This window comes from Steroidobacter denitrificans (genome assembly GCF_001579945.1).
Lineage (GTDB): Bacteria > Pseudomonadota > Gammaproteobacteria > Steroidobacterales > Steroidobacteraceae > Steroidobacter > Steroidobacter denitrificans.
In genome coordinates, this window is record NZ_CP011971.1 from 179,146 (window position 1) to 199,166 (window position 20,021).

The window sequence follows — 20,021 nt, forward strand, 5'->3', positions numbered from 1 at the left end:
AGCATTGTCGGAATCAATCCCGTGAAACACGCTCAGGCTGCCCGCCCAATGAACACCTCTCCCGTCTCGGCGCATGCCCTTGCCGGCACTTCCATGACAGGCGCGGAGATCATCGTCCAGGTATTGGCAGATGAAGGGGTGGATACCGTATTCGGCTATAGCGGCGGCGCGATCCTGCCTACCTATGATGCGATCTTCGTAAACAATCAGGATTGCGAGCGTTGCGATCGCCGTCAGATGTCGCTGATCGTGCCTGCGAATGAACAGGGCGCGGGATTCATGGCGGCAGGATATGCGCGTGCCACAGGCAAGGTCGGCGTATGCATCGTGACCTCCGGCCCGGGCGCGACCAACACCGTAACGCCGGTGCGCGACTGCATGGCGGACTCGATTCCGATCGTGGTCATTTGCGGCCAGGTGCCGACGGGGGCGATCGGCAGTGATGCTTTCCAGGAGGCGCCGGTGGCCAGCATCATGGGCGCCGTCGCCAAGCATGTATTCCTGGTCACCGATCCCAGCAAGCTGGAGGCCACGATCCGCACCGCGTTCGAGATCGCACGCAGCGGCCGGCCGGGTCCGGTGGTGATCGATGTGCCCAAGGACGTGCAAAACTGGCAGGGAAAGTTTCAGGGCGCCGGCCGTCTGCCGGTGGCAGGCTATCGCCAGCGTATGACTCGCCTGACGCACAGCGTCCTGAGCGATGCTCGTTGCGCGGAATTCTTCACCATGCTGGGTGCCGCGCGGCGCCCTCTCATCTATGCCGGTGGCGGTGTGATCCATTCGGGCGGATCCCAGGCCCTGCAGGAATTCGCCATCGAATATGGCATTCCGGTGGTCACTACGCTCATGGGGCTGGGAGCGCTCGATACCACACATCCCTTGGCGATGCGCATGCTGGGCATGCATGGGGCGGCCTTCGCGAACTATGCCGTGGATGACTGCGATTTCCTGTTCGCGCTGGGAGCGCGTTTCGATGATCGCGTCGCCGGCAATCCGGCCAAGTTTGCGCCCAACGCCAAGCAGATTGCGCAGATCGACATCGATATCTCGGAAATCAACAAAGTAAAGCAGGTGCACTGGCATCACATCGGCCTGTTGCCGGAAGCCTTGCGGGGCTTGATCGATTATGGACGGCGCAGCGCATTTAATCGCGACTGGTCGACCTGGCGGACGCATTGCGATCAGCTGCGACGCACATATGCCATGAACTACGAGCGCGACAGCGAGCGGATCCAGCCCTACCATGTGATCGAGGAGATCAACAAGCTGACGCGGGGTGAAGCCATCATCACTACCGGCGTCGGACAGCATCAGATGTGGGCCGCACAGTATTTCGATTTCCGCAGCCCGCGGTTGTGGCTGACCTCCGGCAGCATGGGAACGATGGGATTCGGCTTGCCAGCCGCGATCGGTGCGCAGTTTGCGCAACCCGATAGACTGGTCATCGACATCGACGGAGATTCCAGTATCCGCATGAATCTGGGCGAGCTGGAGACGGTCACGACCTACGGGCTGCCGATCAAAGTCGTGGTGCTCAATAATTGCGGCGACGGTATGGTGAAGCAGTGGCAGAAATTGTTCTTCAAAGGCAGGTTGGCCGCCAGCGACCGTTCCTTGCACAAGAAGGATTTCCTCAAGGCAGCCGAGGCGGACGGCTTCCCCTACGTGATGCGGCTGGAACGCCCGCAGGATGTGGCGCGTGTGGTGAAGGAATTCGTCGAATTTCAGGGACCCGCCTTCCTGGAGGTGATGATCGATCCGGATGCGGGCGTCTATCCGATGGTGGGGCCTGGGCAGCCATACAGCGAGATGATTACGGGCGAGCACATCGTTTCGCGCCACCAGATCGAGGTTCGCCCGCCCGACGCCTCCGAGATGTTTTAACGGGTCTTGGCCTGATCGAACAGGCCCTGATCGGGCCTGGCTCGTGCAACCTCGTTCCTGGAATCAGGTCCCGCCCATGGCTTGACTGGCTGTGTCTTGGGATTCACTGCCAGTCAAGCCATGGGCGGGACCGATCACTGCTTATGGAGCGCCATCGCCAACGGAGCCTCCGTTAGCGGGCCGAATCAGAAGATTTCGAACAGGCCCGCAGCACCCATGCCGCCACCGATGCACATGGTGACGACGCCGTATTTCGCCTTGCGGCGTCGACCTTCGATCAGGAGATGGCCGGTCATCCTTGCGCCGGACATGCCATAGGGATGGCCGATCGAGATCGCACCGCCGGAGACATTGAGCAAGTCGTTGGGAATGCCGAGCTTGTCGCGGATGTACAGTACCTGACTGGCGAACGCTTCATTCAACTCCCACAAGCCGATATCGTCCATCTTCAGGCCCTGGGTTTGCAGCAGCTTGGGTACGGCGAACACCGGGCCGATGCCCATCTCGTCAGGGTCGCAGCCTGCCACCGCCATGCCCCGGTAGGCGCCCAGTGGTTCAAGCCCGCGTTTCTCGGCTTCCTTTGCCTCCATCAGTACCAGAGCGGCGGCGCCGTCCGACAACTGCGAGGCGTTGCCCGCCGTGATGAAACGGCCTGCAGCAATACGCTGACCGTTCTTGAACACGGGTTGCAGAGCTTGCAGTTCGGCGAGCGTGGTTTTGGGACGATTGCCTTCGTCGCGTTCCAGGATGATCTGCTTTTCCGTTGTCGCGCCGGTGGCTTTGTCGGTGACGATCATGGTGGATGTCAGAGGAACGATTTCTGCGTCGTATCGTCCTTCCGTCTGAGCTTGTGCCGTACGTTGCTGTGACTGGAGCGCGTACTGATCCTGTTCCTCGCGGCTGATGTCATAACGTTCGGCAACTATTTCCGCGGTCTCGAGCATACCCATGTAGATTTGGGGGATTTGCTCCACCAGCCAGGGATCGTTGGCGCGGAACGAATTCATCTTGTCGTTTTGCACCAGCGAGATCGACTCGACACCGCCGCCGATGGTGATCAGCATGCCGTCCTGTGTGATCTGCTTGGCTGCCGTCGCTATGGCCATGAGGCCGGAGGAGCACTTACGGTCGATCGTCATGCCGGGCACCGTGACTGGTAGTCCGGCACGCAGCAGGCCTTGGCGTGCGACGTTGCTACCAGTGGATCCCTGCTGCAGAGCGCAGCCGACGACGACGTCGTCCACTTCTGCCGGATCGATCGCCGCGCGCTGCACGGCCTGGGCGATCACATGGCCCATGAGTTCCTGACCCTGGGTATTGTTGAAGGCACCGCGATAGGCTTTGCCGATCGGTGTGCGCGCGACGGAAACGATGACAGCTTCACGCATGGAAGAATCCTCTGTTCATGATCGGGCCGGACATCTCGTACAGCCAGTTCGAAAAATATTGAATTATCGGGACGCCTGCTACTGCAAGTCCTGGAAGCGCTGACCCGTTGCCGCGAGTTTTTCGAGCAGCGGTGAAATGCTGAACCCGGCGCCTAGCTTGGGGGCGTGTTCCTTGAGCTTGGCGACGACGTGGGCCAGCCCGAGCGTATCGGCGTAGAACATCGGACCGCCGCGATATACCGGCCATCCATAGCCGTTGATCCATACGATATCGATGTCCGAGGCGCGGATCGCTATCTTCTCTTCGAGGATCTTTGCGCCTTCATTGATCATGGTGTGGATACAGCGCTCCAGGATCTCCTCATCGGTGATCTTGCGCGGCGTGACGCCCGCCTTGGCCAGGAAATCGTTGACGAGCTTCTCGGTGACCGGTGAGGGGCGGGCATTGCGCTTGTCGTCGTAATCATAAAAGCCAGCGCCGGTCTTTTGTCCGCGGCGATCCATTTCGCACAAGACTTCGCGTATGTTTGCACTGCTGCTGGTGGCTTTTTTCCAGCCGATATCCAGACCCGCCAGGTCGGCCATCGCGAACGGCCCCATGGGCATGCCGAAGTCGTAAAGAACCTTGTCGATATCCCAGGGCATGGCGCCTTCCATGAGCATCGCATTCGCCTGCGCCTGACGCGCAGCCAGCATACGATTGCCGACGAAGCCATGACATACGCCGACCAGGACCGCGATCTTGCCGATTTTCTTTGCCAGCTTCATCGAGGTGGCGATTACCGATTTCGAAGTCGCCTTGCCGCGCACGATTTCCAGCAGGCGCATAACATTCGCCGGCGAGAAAAAATGCAGGCCGATGACATGCTCGGGGCGCCGAGTCATGGCAGCGATCTCGTTGACATTGAGATAGGAGGTGTTGGTCGCCAGAATCGCACCTTGCTTGACGATGCCGTCCAGCCTCGTGAATACGCTTTTCTTGATATCCATATCCTCGAACACGGCTTCGATGACCAGGTCGCAATCGGCCAGATCCTGCATATCCAGCGAACCCTTCAACAGGTTCATGCGCCGCTCGACATCCTCCGGCTTGAGTCGGCCGCGCTTGGCGGTATTTTCATAATTCTTGCGGATCACGCCCAGGCCGCGATCGAGCGCTTCCTGGTTCGCTTCGACGATCGTGACCGGAATGCCGGCATTGGCGAAATTCATGGAAATACCGCCGCCCATCGTGCCCGCGCCGATGACGCCGGTTTTGGCGATGGGGATGATGGGCGTGTCATCGGCGATATCAGGTATTTTCCCTGCCTGCCGCTCGGCAAAGAACGCATAGCGTTGGGCTGCGGACTGGGGGCTCTTCAATAATTCCTCGAACAGCCTGCCTTCGAAGGCGAGTCCCTCCTCGAAAGGCAGATCGACGGCAGCCTCGATGGCGCGAATACCGTATTCCGGTGCCAGAAAACCGCGGAACTTGCGGGCGTTGGCCGCGCGGAACTCCGCGAAAAACGCCGGCTTACCGCGGACTTCTGCAAGTTTCTCGTCCAGATTCCGTATTTTTTTCAACGGCATCTTTTGTGCGATGACCTTGGCTGCAAATGCGATTGCCCCGGCGCGTAGTTCGTCCTCGGCGACGATCTCGTCCAGTAATCCCTCTCGATGCAGCGTGGCCGCATTGACATGCGCGCCCGAGGTGATCATTTCCAGCGCCCGTCGCGGACCGACGATGCGCGGCAGACGCTGTGTGCCGCCGGCCCCTGGGATGATGCCGAGATGTACTTCGGGCAGCCCGCCCTTGGCGGAAGGCACGCTGACGCGATAATGACAGCTTAGTGCGAGTTCGAGACCGCCGCCCAGCGCCGTGCCGTGCAAGGCGGCGATCACGGGCTTGGGGGAGCCTTCGATAAGGCCAAGGACGTCGTTGAAACTGGGTGATTTCATCGGCTTGCCGAATTCCGTGATATCGGCGCCGGCAACAAAGGTTCTGCCTCGGCAGATGAGTACGATGGTCTTAACGGCATCGTTACCGATGGCCTGCTTGATGCCGTTGAAAATACCTTCGCGCAGTATGTGCGACAGCGCGTTGACCGGCGGCGAATCGAGCGCAAGAACGGCGATTTCGCCTTCGATGGCCAGATCAGCCACGGCATTGACAGCCCCCATCAGTACCTCTCCCATATCATGAAGACGTGATCACGAAATCTTGAAGTCAGCGAATCACTCTCAGCGAATCACTGATGCTGCCCGGCAGGCAATCGAGGCTGCAGCGGCGGCATGCCGCGTGTTACGAGCGCTCGGCGAAACGCCTATTATAGCTGTCAGTCCCGCGAAATTCCGGTTGCCGATGTCAAATGAGTCGCAGCGCGCATCGATTCCGGTCCAGTTCTAGGAAATAGCGATATAAATTCCAATAAAACAATTGGTTGCATTGATTCTCGGGGCCATTCAAAGAGCCGCTGCGCGGACGGCTGACGGGGCTCGACCGCCGCCAGGCGGCGGCTGCCATGGATGCCGCAACAGAGATTCTGCAGTGCGATCCTGAGCTGGCCGGGTTCAGGCCTTTGCCAGGATTCATGAACTGCTGCGTCCGGAGGCGGTGCGTGGCTTGCAGAGCGTGAGCGCGCTTTCGACGGCGCAAATGTCCGGGGCGCCATGTTCCTGCCAGTAGGCGCCGATGCCGGAGCCGACGATGATCTTGTCGAAGTGGCGACTCTGGCGCAGAAAAGCGGCTTCGGGTACCCACAGGATGCGCAGCGGTATGTAGCTACGCTGATGTTGTAGCCGCATGATACGGTTGAAAACGAATTCTACTTGGCGCAGCGCGGTCCCGCACAGGATCTCGGTAACGGCGTCGATACGCTGTTCGTTGGCGGCGCGTGTGACGGCTTGCAGTGCAGCGGGTACCTGACGCGAGTTTTCAGCGGCCTTCAGCAGGGGCGCCGCCCATGCTTTGAAATCCTCTGTATTCAGGGTGGCACGCAACACGTCCCGCGCCGATGACAGCTCGGCATCGAGAATCAAAGTCAGTGCATGTACCTGGGCGGCGGGCGTCGATGCGGGAATGGCATCGATTGCGGCTCGAGGCCGTTCCTTCGCCAGCGACAGGTCGGCGTACATGAAGCATTCCTGTGCGCCGGCGTTGTGCGCCTGCAATGCCAGGCTGCGCAAGGCGATGGGACGCGCATCGGCGTAATATCCGGCATCGACAAGCAGGCAGGCGAGGCCTTCCAGTGCGGGTGCATTGTTGATGTCCAGCGCCAGGGCCCGATCGAAACGCTCGCGTGCCGCAATCCATTCTCCCTGTCGCAGATGGACCAGACCCAAGACCGCATGGGCGTCTGCGAGGCCGTCATCGAGCGACAGAGCGCGCTCGGCGGTGGACCGTGCCAGTTGCGTCAGGGATCGTTCGTCTTCTCCGCCCTGGCTCAAGTAACCGGCGGACAGAGCGGCCCACGCACGGGCGAAGTCGGGATGCTTGTGTGCAAGCATTTCCAGGCGTTCGATCGTACGATCGCGGCGTTGCCGGGGTGGGCGAGTGAAGCCGTGGCCATGCGGCCCCAGGATGGAGAATGCGGCGTTTTCATAGGATTCCAGTGTCTGAGGATCGTCGGTGCCGATGAACGCCGTCCAGTCGTGCCGGGCATGTCCCGCATCCAGAAACACAGGTAGCCGTGCGGCAAGAGTACTCAAGATGGCCAGTTTGCCGCTGTGTTCACTGGTTGCGGTTTCGCGGCGTTCGATGATTCCATCCGGTGCGATGAGCATCAGCGTCATGGCGTCTTTCCCCAGTTCGATGCGCAGCGTGTAATGATCCGCTGCGGGCTCGTTCGTGACGGGCGCCACGCGCATGCGGCCGCGGCTCAGCAGCCGCCGCAACTCCAGTTCGAGCCACTCGCCTTGGACATCGAGGTGTGTATCTGGCGCCGCCTTGCCCGCGCTTTGCCGAGCGCCGCCTTGGGCTTGACCCGGCATATCTGCCGGACCCTTTGTCAGCCGTACAGCATCGGTAGCGATGACGCTGATCTGAATGGATTTCGAGGCGTGAAACAGTTCGCGCACGGGCGGTGCCGGGAGTTCGGCAGATTGTTGTGATGATGTGTAACCGCGCAGCACCAGCCATGCTGCCAGCACGGTGACGGCGATCAGGCCGACGATGCGCCATGTGGAGTTCATGACGTGAAGGTTGCCGAGTGCTTGCTAACCGCGCAAGCTTCAATGTTTCCCGGGGGGCGTAATGCCGCTCATGGCCCTCGTCTATGGTGAATCCGAAGGCGCGGTATACGAGGGCTATGAGCGGAATTGCCCGGGATGAGGCATCACTGTCTTTGACGCGATGGCGATGAAGCCATGACAGGACTGTCAGGGATGAAATATCGCGAATTGAAACGAAGTTGGATTCGACCGCGAAAGTCGTCGAATCGCAAACCGTTCGACACTATCCCTTCTGAACGAGGCTTTCCTGAGCCTGATGAGTCTGCGTTTCGGCAGCGGCGCCTGACGCGTAGTCCAGATCGCCGCGGCTGAAGCGGCCGGTTTGTATGGCGCGTTGACTGAACGAGTCGTCTGGACCGGAGGCCTGCAACGAGATGTCGCCGTTTGCCTCGCGGACCATCACCTGCGCGCGGCCGGCGTCGACCTGCAGCCAACCGATCACTTCAGCGGTCGTTCCCATCGGCGTTATTCCTTATGCCATTACCTGCCATATTGGCAAGCATTTATTGTGCCATTTTTCTTGAACTCTTATGAATCAGTTGGTTACGTCAGTAATGGCCAGAAGCGTTGACGCGAATTGTCACCTCCTGACGCGCCGATCCTGACGCCCCGGTGCGCATCACGCGGAAACGAGTACGGCCATTCCCTCCCCGGCGGCACTAGAAGCCTGTTACGGCTGGGTTCAGCCACGCAGACCTTTCCCGCTGCGACGGCTGAATCGCAGTGGAAGGATCAAGGGGATGCAGGCGCGATTCTGGCGGGTGGACCTGCTCCATCCTGCGGCTCGGGCGGGGCAGGCGGGACTGCCGGCGCAGCGATCTCTCCCGCGCCGGGCGCAACATGCTGCGCCAGCCAATCACGCATGGTGCGATACCAGAACAATGAATTCTGGGGTTTGAGAATCCAATGATTCTCATCCGGGAAATACACGAATTTGCTAGGCACGCCGCGCTTCTGCAAGGTGTTGAACAGCTCGATGCCGTGGTTCACGGGGACGCGCTGATCGAGCTGGCCGTGGATGACCAGCGTCGGGGTCTTGAAGCTGCCTGCGGACAGGTGGGGCGAGTTGCGCATGAAGCGTTCGGGATCGTCCCAGTGTTCACCGTGGCGCCATCGCTCTGCCCCATAGTCGCTGCCATACTGGGCATATAGGTCGTACACCGCTGCATGCGCTATCAAGGTCTTGAAGGGATGCGGCCTGCCCAGGAGCACGCTGGCGAGATAGCCGCCATAGCTGCCGCCGCCGGCCGCCATGCGATCGGCGTCGATCCATGGCTGGGCGGCGAACCAGTCCGCGGCGCGAATCGTATCTTCATAGGGAAGCTCGGCGAGTTCCTTGGTGATCGAATCCGTCCATGTCTGACCGAAACCGCTGGAACCATGAAAATTATGCCAGGCAACGACATAACCCCAGTTGGCGAACACCTGGGCGTTCCAGCGCCATTGATAGCCATTGGTCATGGCGTTGTGCGGTCCACCGTGCAGGAGCAAATACAAGGGCCATTTGCGTTCGGGCGTAAAATCGGGCGGATAGACCACCCACATCTGTATGTCCTCGCCGTTGGCGCCCTGGTACGTGACGCTCTCGAATCGGCCCTGTGTGAGATCTGCCAGCCTCTGATCGTTGAAATCGCTGAGCTTGGTTGCCGCGCCGGTGCGCGCAATGATGCTGACCAGGGTTGGGGGTTCGGTGAAGCTTTGCCGAAGCGCCACGATGACCGGTCCGCTGCCCGCAACCGCCAAAGCACTGTAGCTGGAATCGCGGGTGATTGCCCTGAGCTTGCCGCTGGAGACATCGAAGCGGTAGATGCGCTGTGATCCCGCATCGTCGATGGCACCGAAAAGCGCACTGGAATCCGGCGACCAGACCAGCCCGTTCGCGGAACGGTCCCAGGTCTTGGTCAGGCTGCGCAAAGTCGCACTGCGACGATCGAACAGCATGAGTTGAGCGCGATCGGCATAGAAGCCCTTGATCGTTTGGCGGCGAAAGGCCAGCGTACGGCCATCGGGGCTATACAGCGGCGCGGTATCGTCCGCGACATTGTCGCTGGTGATATTGCGCGCCATGCCGGGTTCGATCGAACCCGGGCCGATCGGTAGAATGAAGATGTCCAAATTCGGGTCGATACCGCTGGCATCGACGTTTGCGACGAATGCAATCTCGGTGCCGTCGGGCGAAATATCATAAGACGTGGCGTCCGGATTGGCGGGATCCAGCATCTGACCGGATCCCAGCGTGATGGCCTGCGGCTCGCCGCTTGTCCTATCGGCATCGTTTATATCGACAAAGAAGACATGCATCTGCCGGTCATCGAGAAAACGGTCCCAATGGGCGATGGGAGCCTTGTCCCAGACCCTTGCGGTCATGGGCGATTCGCCGCGCTTCTTCAATCGGGCCTCCACGGCATCCGCACTCTTCAAGTCAGGCCAGACGCGCGACAGAAAGGCCACGCGCCTCGAATCCGGAAACCATTTAGGTACGCTCACGCCCGCAGGCAGATTGGTGACTCGTCTCGCCTCACCGCCATTGACGGGGATAACATAAAGCTGCGGCTCCTTGTCTTCGCCGCGCTTGGAGACGAAAGCGATCTGCTCGCCATCCGGACTCCATACAGGTGCACTGTCGTTGCCTGAATCGCTGGTCAACCGACGCGCCTTGCCGGGCCTGGTGGGTATCAGCCACAAGTCGGTCGCACTCTTGTTCTTGTCGATGTCGAAGCGTGTCACCGGCACGATTGTGAGGCGTCCATCAGGAGAAATACTCGGCGCCTCCAGGCGTTTCAGTTGCCACATGGCATCTGCCGTATAGGGTTGCGCCAGCACCAGGCGCGTCGTGAACGTTGCATGAATACCCGCGATCCACGTGATGGCAGTAACGGCAATTCGCATCAGGTGAATCCTCAATCTCCCGTCTTGCGTGAGGCGAGTATTCGATGTCTCGTTATGACAGTACCGGCAGGTCATTCGTGATCCTCGATATGCCGTAGATGGATTCGATATTCCATAACAAGTCTAGTTTAGCCTACGTATGCATCCGCACTGTGCAAGCTGAGAAGTACATCATTTCTTCCGGGGACTCGCTGCGTACACTGTTCAACATGATTTTGCGCCGCGTTGCGCAACTTAGATCCTGCAGGACGCAGGATTGAATCTCAGGGGTCGATCTCCGGGTTCGATATCGGGGTTTGGCGCCGGGTCGAATCGCCAGCTTCAGGGGCCTTCAGTGATCCAAGTGAAACATCGCAATCGCCTGCCTTTTCCCCAGCCCGCCATTGTGCATCTGCGGCGTTCGTACGCAGAAAGCCGCTATGGTCAGATTCATCTCTGGACGGCCTATCCGTCTGGCGGCGGCTTCGATGAAGGCACGCCGGTCGTTTGTCTGCATCACAGCGGCGGGTCCGGGCGGTTGTTTGCGCCGATGATGCGTGAACTTGGCAGCGATCGCAGTGTTTATGCGCCGGATCTGCCAGGTCATGGCTCATCCGAGGCCGCGGGCAGCAAGGCGACGGTTGCGGATCTGGCGGGCGCGGTAGGGGACTTCATCGACGAGCTACGTCTGCGCACGATCGATTTGTTCGGTCACCAGCTTGGGGCGCTCGTGGCTACCGAGCTGGCGATCCTGCGCCCGCAGCAGGTGCGGCGAATCATGCTTTGGGGGGTACCGTGTCATTCCGCCCAGGACAGGATTGCCTTGCTGCAGCAGGTGAATATACCTGGTACGCGCGAGGATGGTGGTGATGTGATCGAGGCGTGGCAGCGCAGGCTCGATCGCCGCGGAGCGAACGCGCCGATTTCGAGCAGTGTCGAAGAGTTCGCCGACTGTCTTCATGCGGGGCGGCACGGCAGCAGCGCGTTGGCGGCGGTGATGGAATATCCTACCGCCGAACGCCTGCCGCTGGTGAAGCAGCAAACCTTGGTGCTGCGGCTGCACGACGAATATGAAGATCATGCGGCACGTGCGCGTGCGGCATTATCCAACGGTTCGATACTGGATCTGCCGGATTATGGTCAGGGATTTCTGACGGCCGCACCGCAGCGCTTCAGCTCTGTGGCCCGCGAATTTTTCGATCGCTAGGAGCGCTACCAGGAACGCTAGAAGATACGCTCCCAACCCCAGGCGCAGGCCAGCGCACTGATCAGGCAGGTGCCGAACCATCGTGAGGCGACCGCTATCCAGTCCTTGCAGCTGATCGGCAGCACCAGAGCGGCATTGATGAGGCAGGGCAACGTCAATACCGTCCAGCATAAGCCGCCGAACGACAGCCCGCGCACCCACCAGGCGACGTGGACCACTGCGGCAAATCCCCAGCTCAGCCAGAATATCAACCCCAACCCCATTCCGCAGAACATGTGCAGCAATACCTGCGGTGTCTGTAGCGAGGGTTCCAGTGCTGCGTTGTCCGTAGTGCGCTCGCGCAGCATGCCTAGGGCGGAGCCGGCCGCGGCGTGCGCCAGTACGCTGATCAGTCCGCTCAGGCTGCCCATGATCATCAGCCAGGCGAGATGCGTCATCGCAGCACCTGCTGTAGGCCCTGGATCAGTTTCTCGATATCGTCATGCGAGTTGAAGATGTGCAGTGAGACGCGTAGCGCGCCATCGGTGCGCTCCGCTCGATGCACTTCGCGTATGTATATCCGGAATCCATGCGCCAGATGCGCCGCCATGTCGGCTGCGGATCTGCCGGGTACCTGAAAACTCAGGATACCTGCCCAGAGTCCTGGACGCGCCGGCGTCAGCAGTTCCACTCCGGGGAGCGTCTGCAGACGCATGCGTGCATAGATCGCCAGTTCCCGCACGCGTGCCTCGATGCGGCTGCGTAGTATCTGCTGCTGGAAATCGACGGCGATCTCTGCGCCTCGCAAGGCGGGCCAAGCCAGTGGGACGATGTTGCCGAGTTTATGCAGCGCGGCGGGAACGCCGTGCTGGCCGACGGCCACTGTGGGAGTCGGGATCGGCGGCGCATCGATGCCGCGCGGTTCGATCGGCCAGAGCCGCTCCAGGCTGGGACGGCTGACATACAGCATGCCCGTGCCGTGACTGCCGTTCATCCACTTGTGGAAACTGGCCGCGTAGAAATCGCAATCTAGATCATGTAGCTGGAAATCCAGCATACCCAGCGCCTGAGCGCCGTCGACGATGGTGATGACATTGCGGGACCGGGCCAGGGCGCATATCTGCCTGACCGGCAGGAGTGCGCCATCGGCATAGTCCAGGTGCGGGAATGCCAGCACCCGGGTGCGTTCGCTCATGGCATCGCCCAGCACTTCCAGCGTCTGCTCGGGGGTCTCCAGCGGTGCAGGCAGGGTAATTTGTTTGACCACAATGCCATGACGGCGCGCCAGCATCAGCCAGGGGCTCAATGCGGCGGGATGCTCGCGGGTTGTTGTGACCACTTCATCTCCGCTTGCCAGATCCAGCCCCGCCGCGGCGATGCTCAGCGCCTCACCCGTGCCTCGCGTGAATATCAGTTCGTCCATGCTGCAGCCCATGAAATCGGCGAAACGTCTCGCCAGCCGGGTCGTTTCCGTCGCCCAGCGGTCCAGTGCGGCATTCGCCACGCCGAAGCTTTGGGCTTCGCGTGCACGATACTCGGCGGCCATGGCCGCGCGCAGGGTCGGGCCGGCGGTGGCGACGTCCAGGAAGGTGAGGCGCGAGTCGAACATTCCCTGTGTGCGTACCCATTGCCACAGTTCCCGAGAAGACGACGGCATACCGGGTAGCCGACTCTGCCCGAACGCCGGCGCGGAGGCGGCAAGGAGCGTGCCGGCGGTCAGCAGTTCACGGCGAGTCATACCGGTGGGACCGGTCGACTGCGGAGGGGGTGCCTTCGTATCGTTCATCGGCTCATCAGGACGCGATCTCTCATTTATCGCAGGACTGGGTGGAGGTTTCCTGCTACCGTAATGGCTCATATCCTCTGTCCATCGACCCCGCATGTCGCACGACTACCTGGAACGTATTCTGAAGGCGCGCGTCTATGATGTCGCGATCGAAACGCCGCTGGAGCCGGCACCGCGTCTGAGCCGCCGGCTCGCCAACGACGTATGGTTCAAGCGCGAAGACCTTCAGCCCGTCTTTTCGTTCAAACTGCGCGGAGCGTACAACAAGATCGCGCACCTTTCCGATACCACTGCAGGGCGCGGCGTAATTTGTGCATCGGCAGGCAATCATGCCCAGGGTGTAGCGCTGTCGGCCAGGCGCCGCGGCATTCCCGCGGCCATTGTCATGCCCCGGACCACGCCGCAGATCAAGGTTCAAGCAGTCATTGACCTGGGGGGTGAGGCGATTCTGCATGGCGATGACTACGACCAAGCGTATGAGCATGCGCTGCAACTGGCGCGTGAACGGCAGTTGGCCTTCATTCATCCTTTCGACGATCCCGACGTGATCGCCGGTCAAGGGACGATCGGCATGGAGATTTTGCGCCAACGAGCCGGCGAAGAAATCGATGCTATCTTCATCGCGATCGGCGGCGGCGGCCTGATCGCGGGTGTGGCGGCCTATGTCAAGTATCTATTTCCGAAGATCCGCATCATCGGTGTCGAACCGGAGGAGGCGGATACCATGTATCGCTCCTTGCAGGCGGGGCAGCGGGTGACGCTGGAGCGCGTCGGAATATTCGCCGACGGCGTTGCGGTGCGCCGTGTCGGTGAAGAGACCTTCCGTCTGGCACGCGAGTACGTGGATGAAGTGATCACCGTAGGCACGGATGAGATTTGCGCGGCGGTCCAGGATATTTTTGAGGATAACCGCACGATGGTGGAACCGGCCGGGGCACTTCCCGTTGCCGGCATCAAGCGCTACGTCAGCCGCGAGCAGTGCCGTGGCCGAACGTTCGTATCCATCAACGGGGGCGCGAATGTGAATTTCGACCGCCTGCGCCACATCGCCGAACGTGCCGATATCGGCGGCCAGCGCGAGGCACTGGTTGCCGTGCAGATTCCCGAGGAGAGGGGCAGCTTCCTGCGTTTTTGCGAAGTTCTCGAACAGCGCAGTATCACCGAGTTCAACTACCGTTACAATAATGCAACATCCGCGCGCCTGTTCGTGGGCCTGGCGATATCAGCAGGCCGCAAGGAGAAGGAAGCCGTCATCAGCCATCTGCAGCAAGCAGGTTACTCCGTCGTCGATATGACCGACAACGAGATGGCCAAGCTGCACGTGCGTTACATGGTGGGAGGATATGGTCGCGGGATCGAGCACGAGCGTCTGTTCCGCTTCGAATTTCCCGAGCGCCCTGGTGCGCTGCTCAAATTTCTGTATGCGATCGGCACACAATGGAACATCACGCTGTTCCATTACCGTAATCATGGATCGGACTACGGGCGGGTACTCACGGCCATACAGATTCCTCCGAATGAGCGCGCCGACTTCGACCTGCATGTACGAGAGCTCAAATACAGCTTCGTGGAGGAGACGGACAATCCGGCTTACGGGATGTTTCTGGCGGGTTGATCCGTCCGCTCGCCGGGCGGCTCAATGATGATGAAGCCGGCCCGAAAAAAAATAGTGCGTGCCGCCTCACCGCGCAGGAATTCCAGGAAGGGCCTGGCTTGTCGACCGGCATCATGTGTTGCGGCTATCGGATAGGTGATGGGTTCGTGGGAGGACGATGGAAAGAAGTCCACGATGCGTACCCTGGGCTCTGCCGAGGCGTCTGTCGAATAGACGATCCCCAAAGGCGTCTCGCCTCTCGCGACATACATCAAGGCCATGCGTACATTGTCTGCGCGAATCTGCCGCGATTCGACGATATCCCATAGGTTCAGCGTCTCGAGCGCCGACATGGCGTACTTGCCGGCGGGCACCGAGTCCGGGTCGGCAATGGATAGCCGCCCCGCGGGCCCCAACGCCTCGAGTAGCGCGGTACGGATGGTTTTGCCGCGATCCTTCTTGATTTCGGCGAGGCGAAAGGAGGTCTTGCTGTCGCTCGGAGCAATCAGCACCAATCGATTGCCCAGCAGGTTTTGCCGGGATCCGCGGTCGATCAGGTCGTGCGCCTGCAGATAATCCATCCAATCCTGGTCGGCCGAGAAATAAACCTGTGCGCGTGCGCCGGATTCGATCTGACGGGCGAGCACCGAGCTTGCGGCGAACGACAGCCTTACCGGTGTGCCGCTTGTCTGAGTGTATCGCTCGCCGATTTCCTGTAGCACGTCCGTGAGCGATGCGGCGGCAAAGACAACCAGTGGTTCCGGCGGCCGGCTAGCCGCCCCGCTGGCCGCCCCGCTGGCCGTGACCCAGGCCGTCGCTACGCAAGCAATCAGATATCGACGCCGTATGCTCATGGGATATCCCACACTGCTCGAGACTGCGGGATTCGTTCCGGGATCCGAGCGGGAGCTGCTGCGGCAGGTGAACGTTGCAGTTTCAGTAAATCGATCGCCTCGCGTGCACGCCGATCGATCGGGACGTTTTCGCCTTGAGTGTCGACGAGGGTGGTATGGATTTTCGTATCCGGGAGATCGGCGCGTGATTTTTCGATATGTGCCTGATCGCGCTCAGGCGCAATACGCTGCGACTGCCTGAGCGTGATCGTCTGAGCATGATGTACGGCGGCGCAGATGATATGGATCAGCCGGCTGCACTCAGTGAGTGGCAGCCGGCGCTTGTCGTCGTACCTCATATCATCCTGAAACGAGCGGCATTCATGTGTACCGAAAGCCTGTAAAACATGAGGCAACAGCATCTCATCCGAGCCGCAAGCACGATGCTCATAGTCGTTACGTCGATGTGATCGGAGTGCACGAGTACACCGGATGATGTCCGCCGCGGGATCGAGATCGTTGTCCATATCGTCACTCATGGAACGCAATCATGCATCATGAATGGTTTCCCGTGTAATAATGCAGGCGCGCCGAGGCTACACGCGGCGCTGGATCGCAAGATCCAGGTTCGAGTACCGACCCAATTTTGGGGACTAACCCGGAGGCCATACATGGCAACGAAGAGAAAAGTGAGCAAGAAGAAGGCTGGTGCGAAGAGGAAGGTCGCAAAGACTGCCGTCAAGAAGAAGGTCGCCCGGACAGCGGCCAAGAAGAAGGTCGCCAAGGCACCTCGCAAGGTTGCCAAGAAGAAGGTCGCAAAGACCGCCGTCAAGAAGAAGGTCGCCCGGACAGCGGCCAAGAAGAAAGTCGCCAAGGCACCTCGCAAGGTTGCCAAGAAGAAGGCTGGTGCAAAGAAGAGCGCAGCCAAGCGCCGTTCCGCCAGCGTGGTTCGCGCGCCTCAGTAGCACGCGATCCATAAGGTGCCGCTCATCGGAGCGGCACCTTTTCCGACCCGTTACGCGTGATCTGCGCTCCCTGCTCTCGACAGTCTTCCGTCCGCACCACCCCCACCGCGACGTCATGAACTCCAGTCGTATCGCATAACAGCAATCGGTGTTCAGGTGAGCAATAACGCTTGACTGATTGCCACCCTGACCGTTTCAGGCACGAAGGGCTTTGTGACCAGGAATGTAGGCTCGGGGCGTTCGCCGGTCAGCAGTCGTTCCGGATAGGCGGTGACGAAAACGATCGGAATCTGCGCTTCGCTCTGCTCCCGTAGTGTTGTGTTGCGAGCCTGCTACACCCCGTGTACAGCCGTTGGCGCTGTTCCAAAGCGCGTGAAAGACGCAGTACAGGCCGATCCGTGGAGGTACGTCGTCATTCAGTATCGCCGGATCCGCGACAATGGCTTCCAGACAGGCGCGAACATGCGCATCACCGCTGGCTTGCGAGCCGCACAGGGCGCGTGCATGGCGGCGCAGGTAAGGCAGATTCAGCGATGGCGTGTGCTAAAGCCATGAAAAGGCTCCGGGGTGTCACGAGTGCATTGGGGCCGAGCAGCAATTGGGATCGAGTCTAAAGTACACCCGGGATTGATTGAGATCGAACCCGATCACATCCATGGTCATATCTGACAGCCGTTAGGATCGTGTCCAAGATCATCCCTGGGGGTCATCCCTGATCTCCAAAAGCCTCTGGCCTCTGTAGGATGGGCCGAGGCGGCGCATTGCGAGTGCCATGTCGGCGCCGCCGCACCGATCGAGTACGGGAGCCCGGCCATGACTGACCAGGATAAGTTCTTGGAAGACGTCACGGCATTGCTGCCGGCGTTGCGCGCCTTTGGCCGCTCGCTTTGTGGAGATCCATCGAAGGCCGATGATCTGGTGCAGGATACGGTTCTGAAAGCCTGGTCAAATCGGGAACAGTTCAACTTAGGCAGCAATCTCAAGGCCTGGTTGTTCACGATCCTGCGAAACTGTTACTACTCGGAGCTACGGCATCGCAAATTCGAGATCGAGGATCCGGATGGCTTCATTGCGGCGCAGATTGCGGTCATGCCTGATCATGATGCACAGCTGTATCTGGGGGATCTGAGCCGTGCTATGCAGCTGCTGCCCGTGAACCAACGCGAGGCATTGATTCTGGTGTGTGCGACCGGATTGTCCTACGAGGAAGCAGCGGATGTCTGCCGGGTTGCCGTCGGTACGATCAAAAGCCGTATCGCTCGAGCGCGTGATCGGCTGGTGAATATCCTAAGCCGCGATGCGGCCCAAGTCACCAATGTACCTGCCCTTGCGGACGGCATGGAATTTCATCGTACCGGGCATCGTATCGGCCATCGCGCCGACGTGTTCCGGTAGCTTGAGAAACGCCAGAATCGTCAAGACGCGTTCCTGGTTCGGCCGCAATGCCCGGCCTGCGGCCCCGGCTGCCCGACGTTGCTCTCCAAAGCCACTCCGGGGAAGGTTATTGAGGTTGGAAGACCCTGGGCGAGCCTGGCTCAGCCGATGAAATGAAACCCGATGGATCCATTCACGGATCAGGCAGTAATCGCCCGGTCGCCGAGCGATAGGCCGAGGCAGCTGCCGCTGTTTTGATGCACCGGGTGGGTGGTTTCTGCGGGGGACATGCTTTTCGAGATCGCGGTTTCTCGGCATTGACGCCGGAATCGTTGGCGTATACTCGCTCGATGAGTCCGGGATTGCTTTGCCGCGCGGTCCGGATGGGATTTGCGATCGCGGCTTTCTGGAGGGGCTATGAGCGCCGCGAATGCCGCGTCTTGTAATGATGACGCCACATGCCGTTCATTTTCCATTGCCGGTGCGCTTCGTCTCGGCACGGCGGCGCTGCTGTGGTCCACCCTGGGCGGCTGTATGACGGCTAAAATCGAGGAACTGCGTGAGGCGCCAACGCAGATTTCCTCGAATGAGGCCATCGTGCTGTTGGCGAAGCCGCACCTGGAAGGCAGCGGTACGGAAGAAAAGTTTATGGATTGCCTGGAGCGCGAGTTGGTCGGTGTTTCGGTTTCCGCCAATGTCGCCAATCGGCAGCGAGCTGGCCAGGCGGTGGAACCTCGCAGCAATCTGGCGAAGAGACCATTCCAGATCTATGCCGATCATACTTTCATCGATGCCTTGTATCCGTGGCTGGAACCGAGCACGGCGCCGGCGAATGCTCAAGGATTCAATACATTTCTTGCCCGGCCCGGCGTGAGTGAGCGCATCGATTCCATGGGTGTGCGATATATCGTCTGGATCGATGGGATCACCCAGAAAACGGACGGCGGCGGCAGCTTTGCCTGCGCAGCGGGACCGGGTGGCGCGGCGTGCCTGGGCTTGGGCTGGTGGCAAAAAAATTCCGACTACGAGGCGACGATTTGGGACCTGCGGAACGGAATCAGCGTCGGCAGCCTGAGCACCGATGTGAAGGGAACCTCGGTCATGATCGGCGCAATCGCGCCGATCCCCCTGATCGCGCCGGTACAGAGCACGGCCTGTGACCGTCTTGCGGGACAGCTGAAATCCTTTCTGCTCGGTACCGGCGAGGAGGAGGTGGCCGCTGTCTCATCGCCATAGGAACCGTAGCCTGGCAGGCAGGTCGAAAGATCCGCTACCTCGCCGATCCAGGATAGCGATCTCAGGTTGCGTTTAGTTGCAGTGCGGCACAGTGAATTGTCCGTTCCGAGGTCCGGGTGTCCTGGGCCGGCACGCTTGGTTTTTGGGGCCGGCGCGCTTGGTTTTTGAACTCTGCCTTGCCGAGATCCGGCGGCCGCTGAACCGGTGCAAGGAATCGAGTAGAAATCGACAGGGAATCGATGGAGAAGCAATGAAGATTCATCATTCGCTGTATCGATGGATTGCTGTTGTGGTTCGTGTGGCAGCAGCTGGAGCGGTGTCGGTATTCCTGATGGGCGGCTGTGCGAGCCAGCAGTCCACGTCCGTACCTTCCCCGACTTCTTCGCCGTCATCCTCCGGCAGCGCTTCGGGTTCCGGCGGCTCCTCGGGCCGTTCCGGGGACGGCAGTTCGGCGAACACGCCCTCATCCGGCTCCAGCGGCCAGGGTTCCGCCGGTTCCGCATCGATGCCTTCATCGGGAGATTCCCGTCCACAAGAGTCTGCGCCGGGGTCTTCACCGGGAGCTTCATCCAGCAGCCAGGACAATACCGGTACAACGGCAGGCCGCAGCGGCGCCGGCCAAGGGCCGGGAGGCGATGCGGACGGCTCCGGTTCCGCGAGCGGCACCGGCCAGGGAGGATCGCAGGGCACGACAGCGG

The 20,021-nt window shown here is 60.4% G+C and carries 16 protein-coding genes and 2 pseudogenes; 6 read left to right on the forward strand and 12 right to left on the reverse strand.

Annotation, left to right across the window (positions count from 1 at the left end; genetic code table 11):
- Positions 1-48: 48 nt before the first annotated feature.
- Positions 49-1,884: a biosynthetic-type acetolactate synthase large subunit gene (ilvB, locus tag ACG33_RS00740; RefSeq protein WP_066917916.1), complete on the forward strand. Its 1,836-nt coding sequence runs from the start codon at positions 49-51 to the stop codon at positions 1,882-1,884.
- A gap of 185 nt (positions 1,885-2,069) precedes the next feature.
- Here the strand turns inward: ilvB and ACG33_RS00745 are convergent, their stop codons facing one another.
- From ACG33_RS00745 to ACG33_RS00765, 5 genes are all read right to left on the reverse strand, one after another.
- The gene (locus ACG33_RS00745; protein WP_066917917.1) at positions 2,070-3,272 is read right to left on the reverse strand and encodes an acetyl-CoA C-acyltransferase; all 1,203 of its coding nucleotides are present in this window, start codon (positions 3,270-3,272) and stop codon (positions 2,070-2,072) included.
- A 78-nt stretch (positions 3,273-3,350) separates the two neighbouring features.
- A complete protein-coding gene (locus ACG33_RS00750; RefSeq protein WP_066922627.1) occupies positions 3,351-5,432 on the reverse strand; it encodes a 3-hydroxyacyl-CoA dehydrogenase NAD-binding domain-containing protein in 2,082 nt (693 codons plus the stop codon).
- A 408-nt stretch (positions 5,433-5,840) separates the two neighbouring features.
- Positions 5,841-7,442: a tetratricopeptide repeat protein gene (locus ACG33_RS00755; protein ID WP_066917918.1), complete on the reverse strand. Its 1,602-nt coding sequence runs from the start codon at positions 7,440-7,442 to the stop codon at positions 5,841-5,843.
- A gap of 262 nt (positions 7,443-7,704) precedes the next feature.
- On the reverse strand, positions 7,705-7,941 hold the full coding sequence (locus ACG33_RS00760; protein ID WP_066917919.1) for a hypothetical protein: 237 nt from the start codon (positions 7,939-7,941) through the stop codon (positions 7,705-7,707).
- Between the two features lie 272 nt (positions 7,942-8,213).
- Positions 8,214-10,370, reverse strand: coding sequence for a S9 family peptidase (locus ACG33_RS00765; RefSeq protein ID WP_066917920.1), 2,157 nt, complete (start codon positions 10,368-10,370; stop codon positions 8,214-8,216).
- Between the two features lie 334 nt (positions 10,371-10,704).
- Between ACG33_RS00765 and ACG33_RS00770 the strand changes: the two genes are divergently transcribed.
- Entirely contained in the window at positions 10,705-11,556 is an 852-nt protein-coding gene (locus ACG33_RS00770; protein WP_066917921.1) for an alpha/beta fold hydrolase, read from the forward strand.
- 17 nt (positions 11,557-11,573) lie between these two features.
- Here the strand turns inward: ACG33_RS00770 and ACG33_RS00775 are convergent, their stop codons facing one another.
- Positions 11,574-11,993, reverse strand: coding sequence for a hypothetical protein (locus tag ACG33_RS00775; RefSeq protein WP_066917922.1), 420 nt, complete (start codon positions 11,991-11,993; stop codon positions 11,574-11,576).
- Positions 11,990-13,321: an aminotransferase class V-fold PLP-dependent enzyme gene (locus ACG33_RS00780; RefSeq protein ID WP_066917923.1), complete on the reverse strand. Its 1,332-nt coding sequence runs from the start codon at positions 13,319-13,321 to the stop codon at positions 11,990-11,992. Before ACG33_RS00780 ends, ACG33_RS00775 begins: the two co-directional genes overlap by 4 nt.
- Before the next feature lie 94 nt (positions 13,322-13,415).
- On the opposite strand from ACG33_RS00780, the gene ilvA reads away from it, so the two are divergent.
- Positions 13,416-14,936, forward strand: a complete 1,521-nt coding sequence (gene ilvA / locus ACG33_RS00785) for a threonine ammonia-lyase, biosynthetic (protein ID WP_066917924.1) — start codon at positions 13,416-13,418, stop codon at positions 14,934-14,936.
- Here the strand turns inward: ilvA and modA are convergent.
- The gene (gene modA, locus ACG33_RS00790) at positions 14,912-15,769 is read right to left on the reverse strand and encodes a molybdate ABC transporter substrate-binding protein (protein ID WP_066917925.1); all 858 of its coding nucleotides are present in this window, start codon (positions 15,767-15,769) and stop codon (positions 14,912-14,914) included. The genes ilvA and modA overlap by 25 nt on opposite strands.
- Positions 15,766-16,287 (reverse strand): hypothetical protein, encoded by a 522-nt coding sequence (locus tag ACG33_RS00795; protein ID WP_066917926.1) that lies wholly within the window; start codon positions 16,285-16,287, stop codon positions 15,766-15,768. The genes modA and ACG33_RS00795 overlap by 4 nt, the downstream gene beginning before the upstream one ends.
- Positions 16,288-16,419: 132 nt before the next feature.
- Between ACG33_RS00795 and ACG33_RS00800 the strand changes: the two genes are divergently transcribed.
- A complete protein-coding gene (locus ACG33_RS00800; RefSeq protein WP_066917927.1) occupies positions 16,420-16,713 on the forward strand; it encodes a hypothetical protein in 294 nt (97 codons plus the stop codon).
- A 152-nt stretch (positions 16,714-16,865) separates the two neighbouring features.
- On the opposite strand, the pseudogene ACG33_RS16980 reads toward ACG33_RS00800, so the two are convergent.
- Both ACG33_RS16980 and ACG33_RS16985 read right to left on the reverse strand, forming a co-directional pair.
- Positions 16,866-16,994 (reverse strand): annotated as a pseudogene (locus ACG33_RS16980) (response regulator); the annotation flags it as partial.
- A gap of 151 nt (positions 16,995-17,145) precedes the next feature.
- Positions 17,146-17,244 (reverse strand): annotated as a pseudogene (locus ACG33_RS16985) (response regulator); the annotation flags it as partial.
- A 282-nt stretch (positions 17,245-17,526) separates the two neighbouring features.
- Here ACG33_RS16985 and ACG33_RS00805 point away from each other — a divergent pair.
- Both ACG33_RS00805 and ACG33_RS00810 read left to right on the forward strand, forming a co-directional pair.
- On the forward strand, positions 17,527-18,108 hold the full coding sequence (locus ACG33_RS00805; protein WP_066917928.1) for a sigma-70 family RNA polymerase sigma factor: 582 nt from the start codon (positions 17,527-17,529) through the stop codon (positions 18,106-18,108).
- Positions 18,109-18,504: 396 nt separating this feature from the next.
- Positions 18,505-19,323 (forward strand): hypothetical protein, encoded by an 819-nt coding sequence (locus ACG33_RS00810; RefSeq protein WP_066917929.1) that lies wholly within the window; start codon positions 18,505-18,507, stop codon positions 19,321-19,323.
- Between the two features lie 261 nt (positions 19,324-19,584).
- On the opposite strand, the gene ACG33_RS00815 is transcribed toward ACG33_RS00810, so the two are convergent.
- Positions 19,585-20,013 carry a hypothetical protein gene (locus tag ACG33_RS00815; protein ID WP_210399122.1) on the reverse strand — a complete coding sequence of 143 codons (429 nt, stop codon included), beginning with the start codon at positions 20,011-20,013 and terminating at the stop codon, positions 19,585-19,587.
- Between the last annotated feature and the right edge of the window lie 8 nt (positions 20,014-20,021).

Bases quoted from the DNA above. Each gene is read 5' to 3' on its own strand.
- ACG33_RS00780 (WP_066917923.1), bottom strand. From the start codon at position 13,321: ATGAACGATACGAAGGCACCCCCTCCGCAGTCGACCGGTCCCACCGGT.
- ACG33_RS00750 (WP_066922627.1), bottom strand. From the start codon at position 5,432: ATGGGGGCTGTCAATGCCGTGGCTGATCTGGCCATCGAAGGCGAAATC.
- ACG33_RS00810 (WP_066917929.1), top strand. From the start codon at position 18,505: ATGAGCGCCGCGAATGCCGCGTCTTGTAATGATGACGCCACATGCCGT.
- modA (WP_066917925.1), bottom strand. From the start codon at position 15,769: ATGAGCATACGGCGTCGATATCTGATTGCTTGCGTAGCGACGGCCTGG.
- ACG33_RS00755 (WP_066917918.1), bottom strand. From the start codon at position 7,442: ATGAACTCCACATGGCGCATCGTCGGCCTGATCGCCGTCACCGTGCTG.
- ACG33_RS00765 (WP_066917920.1), bottom strand. From the start codon at position 10,370: ATGCGAATTGCCGTTACTGCCATCACGTGGATCGCGGGTATTCATGCA.
- ACG33_RS00805 (WP_066917928.1), top strand. From the start codon at position 17,527: ATGACTGACCAGGATAAGTTCTTGGAAGACGTCACGGCATTGCTGCCG.
- ACG33_RS00775 (WP_066917922.1), bottom strand. From the start codon at position 11,993: ATGACGCATCTCGCCTGGCTGATGATCATGGGCAGCCTGAGCGGACTG.
- ilvB (WP_066917916.1), top strand. From the start codon at position 49: ATGAACACCTCTCCCGTCTCGGCGCATGCCCTTGCCGGCACTTCCATG.
- ilvA (WP_066917924.1), top strand. From the start codon at position 13,416: ATGTCGCACGACTACCTGGAACGTATTCTGAAGGCGCGCGTCTATGAT.
- ACG33_RS00745 (WP_066917917.1), bottom strand. From the start codon at position 3,272: ATGCGTGAAGCTGTCATCGTTTCCGTCGCGCGCACACCGATCGGCAAA.
- ACG33_RS00800 (WP_066917927.1), top strand. From the start codon at position 16,420: ATGGCAACGAAGAGAAAAGTGAGCAAGAAGAAGGCTGGTGCGAAGAGG.
- ACG33_RS00795 (WP_066917926.1), bottom strand. From the start codon at position 16,287: ATGAGTGACGATATGGACAACGATCTCGATCCCGCGGCGGACATCATC.
- ACG33_RS00760 (WP_066917919.1), bottom strand. From the start codon at position 7,941: ATGGGAACGACCGCTGAAGTGATCGGTTGGCTGCAGGTCGACGCCGGC.